The organism is Terriglobus roseus DSM 18391 (assembly GCF_000265425.1).
Lineage (GTDB): Bacteria > Acidobacteriota > Terriglobia > Terriglobales > Acidobacteriaceae > Terriglobus > Terriglobus roseus.
In genome coordinates, this window is record NC_018014.1 from 4,638,273 (window position 1) to 4,652,352 (window position 14,080).

At 57.3% G+C, this 14,080-nt stretch carries 6 protein-coding genes; 4 read left to right on the plus strand and 2 right to left on the minus strand.

Annotation, left to right across the window (positions count from 1 at the left end; all coding sequences use genetic code 11):
- Positions 1–243 precede the first annotated feature (243 nt).
- Both TERRO_RS19185 and TERRO_RS19190 read left to right on the plus strand, forming a co-directional pair.
- Positions 244–3,891: a TonB-dependent receptor gene (locus TERRO_RS19185; protein WP_014787369.1), complete on the plus strand. Its 3,648-nt coding sequence runs from the start codon at positions 244–246 to the stop codon at positions 3,889–3,891.
- A 45-nt stretch (positions 3,892–3,936) separates the two neighbouring features.
- Entirely contained in the window at positions 3,937–5,385 is a 1,449-nt protein-coding gene (locus TERRO_RS19190; RefSeq protein WP_014787370.1) for a sulfatase-like hydrolase/transferase, read from the plus strand.
- Positions 5,386–5,451: 66 nt separating this feature from the next.
- On the opposite strand, the gene poxB is transcribed toward TERRO_RS19190, so the two are convergent.
- Positions 5,452–7,188 (minus strand): ubiquinone-dependent pyruvate dehydrogenase, encoded by a 1,737-nt coding sequence (gene poxB, locus TERRO_RS19195; RefSeq protein WP_014787371.1) that lies wholly within the window; start codon positions 7,186–7,188, stop codon positions 5,452–5,454.
- A gap of 174 nt (positions 7,189–7,362) precedes the next feature.
- On the opposite strand from poxB, the gene TERRO_RS19200 reads away from it, so the two are divergent.
- Both TERRO_RS19200 and TERRO_RS19205 read left to right on the plus strand, forming a co-directional pair.
- Entirely contained in the window at positions 7,363–8,523 is a 1,161-nt protein-coding gene (locus TERRO_RS19200) for an acyltransferase family protein (RefSeq protein WP_014787372.1), read from the plus strand.
- Between the two features lie 101 nt (positions 8,524–8,624).
- Positions 8,625–12,104 (plus strand): outer membrane beta-barrel protein, encoded by a 3,480-nt coding sequence (locus TERRO_RS19205; protein ID WP_014787373.1) that lies wholly within the window; start codon positions 8,625–8,627, stop codon positions 12,102–12,104.
- Positions 12,105–12,172: 68 nt separating this feature from the next.
- On the opposite strand, the gene TERRO_RS19210 is transcribed toward TERRO_RS19205, so the two are convergent.
- On the minus strand, positions 12,173–14,053 hold the full coding sequence (locus tag TERRO_RS19210) for a glycoside hydrolase family 2 protein (protein WP_014787374.1): 1,881 nt from the start codon (positions 14,051–14,053) through the stop codon (positions 12,173–12,175).
- Between the last annotated feature and the right edge of the window lie 27 nt (positions 14,054–14,080).

Here is a 14,080-nt window from a genome sequence, read left to right on the forward strand (position 1 = left end):
GCCCGCAGCCCGCCCGTTTGGCTTCTGAAGAACTGTGATGTACCATTCGGCCATGCAATCCTCCTGGATTTCCGACCGTGCGTTCAGTGAAGATTGTCAGCTTTGTTGTTGTTGTCGATGAGACCGTTGCTCGTCCAATAACAGCATGTGCTCCGGCACGTTCTGCCCCCTAGACTCCCCATATCAGCAGCGAACGCGATCGTGCTCCTGCGCGATGTTGCGCGTTTCCTGCAGAGGATTCCGATGCAGAATCACCCCTTCGACACGGAAGGTCGACGCAAACTTGCGCGATCTTCATCCCTTCGTTCCAATCACCTTGTCCTGGCATCGGCTCTTCTGCTTGGGTCTGCGACAGGCCTTCAAGCACAGGTGGATACGGGTTCTCTCGCCGGAAGAATTACCGATGCAACCGGAGCTGCACTTCCTGATGCCGATCTGGTGCTGCGCGAAGAGGCAACGGGAGTCACGGCCCGACTGCGCTCCGGCAATGACGGCAGCTTTAATTTCAGTCCTCTGAAGCTTGGTACGTACTCGCTCACGGTCACGCGTGACGGATTCAAGCAGAGCGTTACCAGCCACCTGAATGTGACGATTCAATCGCGCCTGGAAGTGAACCCACACTTGGAAATTGGGGCCGCGGGAGAAGTCATACAGGTATCCGCAGGCAGCCCGCTGCTCGACACACGATCCTCGTCGGTGCAGCAATTGGTTGAGGAGCGCACCATCAACGCACTGCCCCTCAACGGCCGGAATGCCACTTTCCTGGCGCAGCTTTCACCCGGTGTGACCTTCGCGCAAAACGACTCGCGAAACCTGCAGGCCAGCGGATCCTTTACTGCCAACGGTGCGCGTCGCACCCAGAACGACTATCTGCTGGACGGCATGGATGACAATGCCGCCATCGCCGATCTCGTGAATCAAGGGCAGTACGTCGTCATGCCACCACCCGACGCACTGCGTGAGTTCACCGTGCAGACGAGTACTTACTCGGCAGAGTTCGGTCACTCTGCGGGCGCCGTCCTCAACGTCAGCACAAAGTCCGGCGACAACAGACTGCACGGCAACATCTGGGAATATCTGCGCAATGACGCGCTGGATGCGAAGGACCGCTTCGTTCTTCCAACGCAACGCAAGCCCGCCTTCCGGCAGAACCAGTTTGGAGGCACGCTCGGCGGTCCAGTCGTGATTCCGAAGCTGTATGACGGCCGCAACCGTACCTTCTTCTTCGCGGACTATCAGGGCACGCGCGTCGCCCAGGGGAAGACCTATACCAGCACCGTACCGACGCTGGCAGAACGCAACAGTGGCTTCACCAATCTTCAGGATCTGATTGCATTGCAATCGGGGACCCTTACCGATGGCCTTGGCCGCACTTTTCCAACTGGCACCGTCTTTGATCCGTCGACGACGCGCGCTATACCGAACGGTGGAATTGATCCCATCACAGGTCTGCGCGGCACTGCCGGCGCTTACGTCCGCGACCCTTTCTACAGCGGCTCGCTGGGTGGTGTGACAAACTTCAATACCACCGCCAATCGCGCACTCCTGAACCAGATTCCTGCGGCACGCCTCGCATCGAATGCTGTTCAGTTAATGAATCTGTACCCCGCACCCACCGGCAGCACGCTGCAGAATAATTACGTTAGCAGCCCGGTAAACCGCACCACCACGAACAGCTTCGATGTGCGCTTCGACGAGACGCTCAGTCAACGTGACTCGGCCTTCGTGCGCTACAGCTTTGTGGACACAACGCAGGTTGTTCCCAGCCCGTTTCCTGGCGTGGCGGACGGATCAGCTTCGCGCCCAGGGAACGGCCGCACACAATCGCAGAACATTGCCTTCAGTGAAACGCATGTGATCACACCGCGGCTCGTCAATGAAGCTCGCATCGGCTACAGCAAGGTTCGCGACACGCGACTGCAGTTGAACGCCAACACACTCGGTGTTCCCGCGCAGTACGGCATCCCTGGCATTCCGCAGGTCGCCGGCAACGGTGGCTTGCCTCAATTTACCTTCGGCCAACTCAGCGCACTTGGCACGCCCGGCACACTTCCGAGCGACAAGTCGAGCAAGGTACTTCAGTTCACGGAAAACCTCACCATCGATCGGGATCGACATCAGATTCGCGCGGGTGTCGAGTATCAGCACGTCGCCTTTCCAACGCTCACGCCCACGACGTCACGCGGAAGCTTTACCAACAGCGGCCTTTACACCTCCATCGTCGCAAATACCGACGCATCCACAGACCGTGCGCAGTTTCTGCTGGCTCCGCTCCCGGTCTCTGGATCCAGCCTTCAGAGCTTGGGAGGATCCAACGCTGTCACTGCCTCCAGCTTCTCGCCTATCTTCAACCTCAAGCGTCAGTACGTCGGAGCCTACGCACAAGACAGTTGGAAGGCATCGAAAAGTCTTACGCTGAACTATGGGGTCCGCTGGGAGTTTCTTGGTATCCCGGCGGAAAGCAGTGGCCGTTTCGCAAACTTCGTTCCAGCGCAGACGGGCGATACGCGCGACAACACCTCGCGCTTCTACGTTCCACAATCGCAGGTGGCGAACGTCCCCGCCGCATTTCAATCACTGCTCGCGCAGGACGGAATCGTCTTCACCCCAATGGCAGACAACGTACTCGGTTACGCGCAGAAGGGTAACTTCGCACCACGGGTAGGATTCTCATACCAGCCGAAGGACAAGCTGGTCATTCGCGGGGGTTATGGCCTCTTTTACCAGGGATACGAGAATCACGGCCTGAGTATCAGCCCATGGGTCAACTACCCTTTTCAGATCACGACGAATTACACCGCGGGAAGCTCGGTCGCCCCCGTGACCGCGAACAACTCTGTCGGCCCTATCTCGAACGGCCTGTTGAACGTTCCGTTGACTGCAGCGAATGCCTCGCTTGGATCGATCTCACTCTTTGGCGAACCACGTAACCCCAAGACCACTTACAGCCAGGCGTTCAACCTGCAGGTACAGTATGAAATCGCACCCAACACGTTAGCCTTCATCGGGTATGTCGGCAGCAACGGCAAGCACATCATGTCGTCGATGGCCTCCAACGCAGTGGGTTCGATCCTTGCACCCACTGCGAACACCCGGAACAACTCCTTCTTCAAGAGCTTTGCCTTCGGTGGAAACTACGTCTCGCGCGGTGCTTCCATCAACTACAACTCACTGCAGGCGGGTGTAGAACATCGCTTTAGCCACGGCTTTAGCCTGCTCGCTAACTTCACTTACTCGAAGTGCCTGGGCACGGCAAGGGATCTGCTCGATAACGGAGTTGGTGGCTATCGTGCACCCTACGTTGCCGGTTATGGCATTGGTGCAGACTACGCTCCATGCGATATCGACGTTCGCCGCATTCTGCATACCAGCGGCAGCTATGAACTCCCTTTCGGCAAAGGCCACGCATACGCTACGTCTGGCATTGCCTCCGCGCTCGCTGGCGGATGGCAGATCAACTGGATTTTCTCCGCACAGGACGGGCAGCCCTTCTCCGTTGCATGCACAACTACGACCGCCGCAGGCCTGGGCTGCTTTGCGCTAAAGGTCCCTGGCCAGCCGCTCTACGGCAGCGGGAATCGCGTGACGAATTTCCTGAACCCAGCAGCCTTCGCGAACCCCGCAGCCGGCAGCCTTGGGGGGCCGCCTGCACAGGTAAGTGGACCACCCTTTCGGCGGCTCGACTTTTCACTCTTCCGCCGATTCAACCTGGGCGAAGCGCGTTACTTTGAGTTCCGTGCCGAGAGCTTTAACCTGACAAACACACCGAACTTCGCCCAGCCAGGCAGCCTCAACTTCACTTCGCCGAACTCCTTCTCATCTATCAGCGCGACGCGCGACAATCCAAATGATCCGCGCGAACTGCAGGCGAGCCTCAAGCTCTTCTTTTAGCCAAGTCGACATGATTTCGAAGTTTGTAACAGGAGGCATAGATCTATGAACCGTCGAGATTTTCTAGTACAAAGCGGAGCGGCTGCAGCCGCGTCAGTATCTCTGGGTGCCGATGCTATCGCGCAGTCAGCAGCAACGAACACGGGCGCGAAGGCACCGGGGAGAAAGCCAAACATCATCCTCTATCTGTCCGATCAGTTTCGATGGGACTTTGTCGGCGCCAACGGCGCAAACAGCTCCACCAAAACCCCGAATCTGGATGCAATGGCAAAGCGTGGGAAAAACTTCACGCACGCAGTAACCAATCAACCCGTCTGCGCCCCCGCACGATCTGTGTTGATGACCAGCCGCTACGCAACCGAGACTGGCGTGTGGCGTAATGGCCCTGCACTCGACCATACGTTGCCGACACTCGCGGGTGAGCTGCGCAAGGCCGGCTACACCTCCAACCTCATCGGTAAGTGGCACCTGGCTCCCAGTGCAGAGGCAGCAGGAGGTGGCCCGGGTTACGTGAAGCCCGAGTATCGTGGCGGCTTCCTCGACCTATGGGAAGGTGCGAACGCGCTGGAGCATACATCGCATCCTTTCTACGGCTCGCTCTTCGATGGAGATGGCAAGGAGATCAAGTTCCAGGATCAATACCGCGTCGACTTCCTGACGGACCGTACCGAAAGGTTTCTGCGCCAGAAGCACGAGAAGCCTTTCTTCCTCTTCGTCTCTCAGCTCGAGCCACATCAGCAGAACGACGAGAACCGCATGGTTGGACCGAAGGGATCGGCTGCTCGCTTCATCAACGCGCATGTACCACCGGACCTGCGCGCGTTGCCCGGCGATTGGCACCAGCAACTCCCGGACTACTACGGCGCATGCGAGAGCATAGATGCTTCCGTTGGCCGCATTAAAAAAGTTCTTCAGGAGACTGGCCAGGCCGACAACACTATCTTTGTCTTCATCAGCGATCACGGCTGCCACTTCATGACACGCAACCAGGAGTACAAGCGCTCGACGCACAACAGCTCTGTGCGCATTCCACTCATCATCGATGGTCCGGGCTTTGAAGGTGCCCAGCAAATCCCAGAACTTGTAGGACTTATCAACGTTGCACCCACCCTGCTCGAAGCAGTGGGCGTGCCCGTACCATCAAGCTGGAAGGGCCGCAGCGCTCTGCCACTCCTGAAGGACACGGCCGCCCGCGAAGCATGGCCGAATAAAGAGCTGGTGCAGATCAGCGAGTCAATGACAGCACGCACTATCAAGACGCAGGACTGGACCTACTGCGTGGCAGATATCTCCGGCGCAAAGAAGGCCGCAAGCCCAACCTATCTCGAATGGCAGCTCTATGATCAACGCAACGACCCGCACGAACTGGTCAATCTCGCAGGTCGCAAAGAATATCTGGAAGTCGCAAAACAATTGCGAGGCGAGCTGGTTGAGTTACTGAAATATGCTGGCGAAGGCTCACCCGAAATTCAACCTGCAACGCTCTACCCGTAAATTACGTTTTCGTAAAAGAGGAGATGCCCGCATCGCTGCGGGCATCTCTTCTTTCGTGACAGTGACTTATCGCCAGAGGTTGGTTTTTGCCATGTCGAGGACCTCGTGACCGTCTCCATGCAGCATGGCCTTCAACATGTAGAGGTTGAAGCCGGCAGCCTGCGCCAGCGTGATGGTAGGAGGCAAGGAAAGCTCCTGCCTTGCAACGACAACGTCGATAACGGCCGGACCGGGGTGAGCGAAGGCTTCCCTGAGTGCGGGTATCACCTGCTCAGGCGTCTCAACGCGCCATGCGCGTATGCCCGCACCCGATGCGATGTTCGCAAAGTTTGTCGGCGTGAAGCCGGTGGCATAGGTTTCGACACCGGCCGCCTTCATCTCCTGCTCGACGAAACCCAGCGCACCGTTATTGAAGACGACCACCTTCACGGCTAGATTGAGCTGCCGCAGCGTAAGCAGGTCACCGAGCAGCATGGAGATGCCGCCATCGCCTGAGAGTGTGACGACCTGGCGAGAGGGCGCCGCGGACTGGACACCAATGGCCTGCGGCATGGCATTCGCCATGGTGCCATGGTTGAAGCTGCCGATAAGGCGGCGCTTGCCATTCATCTTGAGATAGCGAGCTGCCCAGGTGGTTGGTGTCCCTACGTCGCACAGGAAGACGGCGTCCTCGGCAGCGAGATCGCTGATGCATTTGGTAAGGTACTGCGGATGGATCGGTGACTTGCCTCGCTCACCCACGGCGCGCTCATCGAGCTCCTTACGGATCTTCCGGAAGCGCTCGGTCGAATCTTTCAGGTGGCTGCTATTGTGCTTTGTCAGAAGTGGCTTCAGGGCGTGCAGTGTGTATTTCACATCGCCAATAAGACCAACATCAATTCTTGTACGGCGGCCCAACTGTTCGCCGCGAATATCAACTTGAATGACGTTGATGCCTTCCGGATAGAACTGTGAGTACGGAAAGTCAGTACCAAGCATCAGGAGCGTGTCGCACTCCTGCATGGCGCGGTACGCCGAGGGCATACCGATGAGACCGTTGAGTCCGACATAGTATGGGTTGTCGTACTCGAGATACTCTTTACCGCGCAAGGCCACGATGATAGGGGCCTGCAGCACCTCGGCGACGGCAAGCACTTCTGCACGAGCCTCTGCACAGCCGGCGCCAGCGAGGATCGTGATCTTCTTTGTCTCGTTCAGAAGTTTCGCTGCGTCTGCCAGAGACTGCGCAGGTGGCAGAACAGACGCAGCCGGACCGGAGATACCAAGGCCAATCGCCGGAGACGATGCAAGCTTCGTAAGGATGTCTCCCGGAATAACGACAACAGCAACACAACGCTTTGCAATCGCTGTGCGCATCGCGATGGCGAGGACGCGAGGAACCTGCTCGGGCGTGGAGATGACCTCACAGAAATCGGAACAGGAAAGAAAGATCTGCTCCGGATGAGTCTCCTGGAAGTAGTTCGTCCCCATCTCCGCACTGGGGATCTGAGCAGCAATCGCAAGGACCGGGACACGGCTACGGTGACAGTCGTGCAGGCCATTGATGAGATGGAGATTTCCCGGGCCGCAGCTTCCGGCGCACACCGTCAACTGGCCGCTGATCTGAGATTCACCACCGGCGGCGAATGCAGCCACTTCTTCGTGTCGCACCATCTGCCACTCGATTCCCTCGTGCGACCGTATGGCATCGGTGAAGCCATTCAGCGAGTCACCGGCTACGCCATAGACGCGCTTGACTCCTGCTTTCATGAGCGTTTCGACAAACACATCAGCAACTTTGGCGAGAGGATCTTTCTTCCACATGAATGGATGCTTCCTTTTCCGATACGAGGATCTTTACGGTTGGATGCACGAGTTGATGGAGGTTGGACCGCCACAGCCGCGATTGGCACCATTGATTGATCGCCAGGCTTGGATCGTAATGGCGAAATCGCTCAAGCCAGTCCGCCATCCCGTTGTGTATGGTGTTTTGAAGCCATGAGTCAGCCAGACACACGCATCCAGCCCAAGCAGCACTTCGAAATTCTTGACGGCCTGCGGGGCGTTGCCGCCATGATGGTGGTCATCTTTCACGTGTGCGAGACATGGAACGGCGGAGACCACGCGCGGCAGATCATCAACCACGGCTATCTCGCCGTGGATTTTTTCTTCATGCTTTCCGGCTTCGTAGTCGCCTACGCGTACGACGATCGCTGGCAACCTGCCAATGGCCGGCAGCGCATGACGCTTTGGGACTTTTTTAAGCGCCGGATCATCCGCCTGCAGCCGATGGTCATCATGGGCAATCTTCTCGGCGCACTGCTCTTCTACCTGAGCGCCAGCCCTAAGATCTTTCCGCTCGTCGCGACCACCCCCGTGTCGAGGCTTATCCTCATCACGCTCATCGGCTGCACGGTGATCCCGATCCCCATCTCCATGGACATTCGCGGCTGGCAGGAGATGCATCCACTCGCGGGCACAGCCTGGTCGCTCTTCTTCGAATACATCGCCAACATCGCCTATGCGCTCGGTCTGCGCAGGGCTTCCAATCGCGTGCTCGTGGTTTTCGCTGCACTATCCGCGGCCGCGCTTACGCACTATCTTGTCACCACGCCGCGCGGCGACATCACCGGTGGCTGGTCCGTGAACGCCATGGAACTTAAAGTCGGCTTTCTCCGGCTGCTCTATCCATTCCTCGCCGGCATGCTTGTGCAGCGGATGCACAAGCGACTTCACGTCCGCAACGCGTTCCTGTGGTGCAGCCTGCTGCTCGTTCTCACCTTTGCGCTGCCACGCTTTGGCACACCGGCCACACTCTGGAAAAACGGACTGTATGAGGCACTCATCATTATCCTCGTGTATCCGGTCATCGTCGCTATGGGCGCGGGCGAACAGATCAATGGACGCACCGCCACCCGGCTCTGCCGTTTCTCGGGTGCGATCTCGTACCCGCTCTACATCACGCACTATGCACTCATCTACATCTACACAGCCAAGGTCTATGACGGGAAGCTCACTCCGGCACAGGGTGTGGGCTGGGGCGTGGCTTTGTTCTTCACCTCGATCGCCATCGCCTATGCCTGCCTTAAGCTCTACGACGAACCGCTGCGCCGCTGGCTGAACAAGCGCTTCCTGCTCACAGGGGTTACTACAACGTAGTTTGAAGCATTGACAGACTGCCCTACTCTCAGCGTTTAATGGCCACGACCAAAAACGGCAACTTTCCGGGTTGCCGAAATTGGACGCTTAGGAGAGCCTTCATGAACGATTCCCGCAGGTTATGGTGTGCCGTAGCACTTGCGAGTCCCCTAGCCTTAATCAGTGTTTGTGCTCACGCACAAAGCAGCTTCGGACAGATCTCTGGCGTTGTCGCGGACCAGACCGGCGCAGCAATTCCGAACGCAACGATTTCGATCACATCAATCACAACCCAGTCGACCCGCACGGCAACAACGGATTCGGACGGAAACTATATCGTCACGAACCTGCCCATCGGGGAATACGTCATCGCCGTAAAGCAGGCGGGCTTTCGAACCGCTCAGCAGTCCAACGTCACCATCACGGCAGACGCAAAGGTGACATCGAACTTTGCAATGCAGATGGGCCAGGTCTCCGAAGTCGTCGAGGTCCAGGGCGGAGCCATTGAAACCCTCAACACGACCTCTGGAGAACTCTCCCGCGTCATCGATGCCAAGCAGGTTGAAAACCTCGCACTGAACGGTCGCAATTACACACAGTTGCTCACGCTGGTTCCTGGCGCGGTCGTAACCAACCCGGATATCTTCGCCGTCACGACCTCGCTTGCCTCGAACAACCAGACCATCAACGGCAATCGCTCCGACTCCAACAACCTTACGGTGGACGGCGCGTACAACCAGGTGGCCGGCTCCAACGGCTCACTCATGAATAACGTGGGCCCTGACTTCATCAGTGAGGTCAAGATCAATACGTCCAACTCGTCTGCGGAATACGGACGCACGCAAGGGCCCACCTTTAACATCGTCACCAAGAGCGGCTCCAACGCCTTCCATGGAGGCGCCTTCGAGTTCCATCGCAACAGCTATCTCGATGCCACAAACTACATCGCTCGCAAGAAGACGCAACTGATCTACAACGATTTCGGCTTCTTCCTCGGCGGTCCCATCATCCGCGATAAACTCTTCTTCTTCGTAGGTGAGGAGTGGAAGCGGCTGCGCCAGCAGGCGACGGCAAGCACCTTCACCGTGCCAACAACGGCCATGCTCAACGGCGACTTCAGCTCTCTCTGCTCGGCAGCAAAGGATGGATCCGGCAATCCTGGTTCCTTCAACGGCGCAGGCGTTTGCTCGGCGGCCAGTGGCACTTTTGGCCAGCTCTACTATCCGGGTACCAGCACGCCCATCCCCAACAACAACATCTCGTCGTTGATGACGCCGGACGGCAAGGCAATCGCCAACGTCTACAAGACGATCATCGCCGGCGGCCTGAGCTACCGTGACGGTGGCATCCCATCGAACAATCTCACCCTGGCTCCTTCGAATCCGCTCGACTTTCACCAGGATCTCGTTCGAATCGACTATGTAATAAATCAGCAGCACTCTCTTTTTGCGCGTTGGATACACGACCAGAACACGCTGATCGACCCCTATGGCACCTTCTCAAACGGAGGCATCCTAAACACAACACCAACGACACGCAACCGCCCCGGGCAGAGCTACCTGATCAGTGAAACCTGGAGCATCCGCCAGAACCTGATCAATCAGGTACAGGCCAACGCAAGCTGGGCCGCGCAGCGCATTCCTCCTTACGGCAATAACTGGAAGCGTGAGACGTACGGCTTCGGCTTCAACAAGCTCTATCCTGGCGTCGGACCATATCCAAACGGCATTCCGATCACAAACATCAGCAACTACGCCGGCTTTCAGGGTCCTAACTTCTCCCTGATATCACCGTCCACAGATATTCAGATCGCAGACAACATCACCTATGTAAAGGGTGATCACAACATGAAGTTTGGCATCGCCTACATTCGCGATCGCGTCGATCAGAATGGTCGGTCTAACTACACCGGAACGGTGGGATTTAGCCAGAACGGAACAGCTACAGCACGGTCCAGTAACTGCGGCCAGGCCGCCTTCAATACAACATGCTACTCACTGTCCGACGCCTTTCTCGGTAACTTCCAGTCGTATTCTGAGAACAGCGCTGATCCGGTTGGCCACTTCCGCTTCAATCAGATTGAAGGGTATGTACAGGATCAGTGGCGTGTTACAAGACGCCTAAGCCTCGACCTTGGCATGCGCTATCAGTGGCTGCAGCCCTTCTACGCGCAGGGAAACAACCTGACCAACTTCGATCCGGCTGCGTACAACGCGGCGAATGCGGTATCTGTGACGGCGGGTGGATCGCTAGCAAATCCGGGCGCCGGCAATCCCTATAACGGCCTGGTCCGGGTGGGAGACGGAGTTCCCGAGGACCAGCAGAAGCGCGTAACGAACGTAAACTCTTCGATCTTCGGCTTGATACCTTCGGGCGCACCCCGCGGCTTCTACAAGATGAACGGTGCCGTGGGACCGCGCTTCGGCTTTGCCTATGCCGCGAATGACAAAACATCCATTCGTGGCGGTGCAGGACTGTTCTACTACCGCCCGCAGGGAAACCTCGTCTTCAGCCAGCTGAATCTCCCACCCTTCCTGCAGAACACGCAGTTTGGCGTTGGCAACCTGGCCACACTTGGTTCCCTCTCGGCAAACAGCACCGGCCTGCAGGCAGGTATCAGCGCGGTTGATCCTAAGAACAAGACGCCGTATACGTGGCAGTACAGCGTGGGTGTCCAGCGTCAGTTGCCCGGGAAGGTACTGCTGGAAGCCAGCTACGTGGGCAGCGTTGCCCATCACCAGTTGCGTCAGCCAAACATCAACATCCCGGATCTAACACCGGTTTTCGCAAATCAGAACTCTGCTACGCCTAACTCCTCGATCGCTGCATTCAATCCCTACAAGGGTTTCAACGCGATCAACTCCAACCGCTTTGATTCCAACTACAACTACAACGCACTGCAGGTCTTCGCTTCCAAACGCAGCGGAGCCATTACAGCCACGCTCTCGTACACTTACTCGAAAGCGCTGGGTGACTCTGCAGGAAACAACATAACCCTGGAGAACTGGCGAGATCTGGCCTATAACTACGGCCCGCTCTCCAACGACCGTCGTCATGCCTTTGTGGCAAGCTTTACGATTCAGGCACCGGAACTCAAGGGCCGTAACTTCCTGCTGCGGGAGATCGCAGGAGGGTGGCAACTGAGCGGTGTGGCACGTCTGCAGAGCGGCGCTTATTACACCATCCAGCAGACATCGACGATTCAGCTTGGCACAACGCGCGCCGATTTCGTCGCGGGCCAGGGCCGCGTCTACAACGCACACGCAGGCATCTGCGGCTACCTGAATAACGGAGCCGGCGGCGTCTGTAACGACAGCGCGAAGCCCTATGTGACGACGCCCAAAGCGCAGGCCAACCACTATGGCAACGCGCCCGTTGGAGGCGTGGTCGGACCCGGTCTGGCACAGACGGATGCGACTCTCTCCAAGACCTTCCCCTTCGGAGAGATTGCTCGTCTTAAACTGCAGGCCGATATGTTCAACGTGCTGAACCGCACCAACTTCAACGGCATCAACCTGAACACGAGCAGCAGCAACTTTGGCACCATCTCGTCGGCGTTCCCACCGCGGCAGATGCAACTCGGCGCCCGCATTCTGTTCTAAGAAGGCGGTTAGACAAACAATAAGGGGAGCGGCTCATGCGCCGCTCCCCTTATTGTTTGTGACCTCACTTACTCAGCCTTGCCGATGGTGTGTCCTTCATACGCTTTACGGACCACCTCGAAGGCTTTCTTCTTTTCCATCTTCTCGGAGAAGAGGCCCTTCCGGTTATAACCATCCTGCAACTTAGGAATGTTGCGCGTTGTCGAGCGGAAGTCCATCAGAACCCACGGTGTAACACCGCGCACCTGCGGGATCTTCCGCATCATCGCGAACTGATGCTCGTAAACATTTGCTTCCTGCTCCTCGGTCCAGCGATCGTGGTCCCCGCCATGATTACCGATCTTTGCCTCAGCACCGAACTCCGAAAAGATGACCGGCTTATTGACCGCAAACGTCCACACTTTACGATCGGCCTCTTCCGGCTGCCCCTCATACCAGCCGATGTACTCGTTCTGGCCGACAACATCAAGAGCCTGCATCAATGGGTCTTCCTGGCGGATCTGATCCTCACTCACCTTTGGACCAATCAATGCTGAGGTGATCAGGCGGGTGGGGTCGGTGCGACGCGCCTCATTCGCCAGATCCGTAAGAAACTTCGTGCGTGTTGGATTGTTCGGAGTCTCGTTCGAAACGGACCAGAAGATCACCGAAGCCTTATTGCGATCGCGGCGGATCATTTCATGCAGCATGACGACTGCCTTGTCGTACACATCGCTCTTATCGAACGAGATGCGTTGCCACAGTGGAATCTCAGACCAAAGCATGATGCCATCGCGGTCCGCATAACGCTCCATTCGCTCATCGTGCGGATAGTGGCACAGTCGAGCGAAGTTGGCATGCAGATCATGAAGCATGCCGAAGAGATTCTTCACGTCCTCATCCGTATTCACACGGCCACCACGCAGTGGAGCCTCAGCGTGAACGTTGGCCCCCTGCAGAAAGACCGGCTTGCCGTTTAGTAGGATCTTCGTGCCATCCACCCGCAGATCGCGAAATCCGATTTCGTCCGCAACCTCATCGGATCCAGAGGCGAGACTTACCCGGTAAAGCTTTGGAGAGGCAGGAGACCACAAGGTCAAGGAAGAAGCGTCGGCCGTAAACTCGGCGCGTCCATTCGCATCCGTTGTCACAGTTTTATTGACGCCCGCCTCAGGAATGCGGATCGTCACCGAAGTTCCAGCGGTTGCGTCCTGCACATGGACGTAGCCACTGAGAGTGCGTGCGGCCTTCTCCGAAAAAACGTTGCCGTGTTGCAGATGGACATCGTAGTCATCGATGAAATGATCCGGAACCGTAACAAGAGAGACGTCGCGCGTGATGCCGCCATAGTTAAACCAGTCATAGGAGACTGTCGGGATGTCATCTTTGTGCCGCGTCGAATCGACGGCGATCACCACTGCATTCGTTCCGGCATGCGCCGCCGCTGTGACCTCGCAATCAAACGGCGTGAAGCCGCCTTCGTGCTGGCAAATGCGCTTTCCGTTGACCCAGACGAAGGAGCGGTAGTTCGCCGCGCCTACATGCAGAAACGTACGGCTCCCCGGCTTCGGTTGAAACTGAAATTCGCGCTGGTACCAGACCACACCCTCGAAGCGGAAGAGAGTGGGATCCTGAGAGTTCCAGTCGCCCGGCACTTTGAGTGTCGGCGCTGCGTAAAAGTCATACTCTGAATTGTGCGGTCCGGTGCTGATGTTGGGTCGTGTGTTTTGCGCGTACCCGCTGTCGCGCACGTTCCCCTGATCGTCATACAGTTCGCGGGCGGGAGGCTGCTCAATCAGATAGTGCCACGGGCCATTCAAGGAAGTGGTCTGACGATGATCCACTCCCACAATCAGTGTCCGCAGCGGCTGTTGAGCCAGACCAATTGAGAAGGAAGCGCCGAGGGCGACGATCGAGCAAACCCGCAGAAACAGCGTTCGGGAAGAATTGGCCACGTGAGAGGCTGGCATGCAGCTCCTTGGAAAGTAGAAATCCGT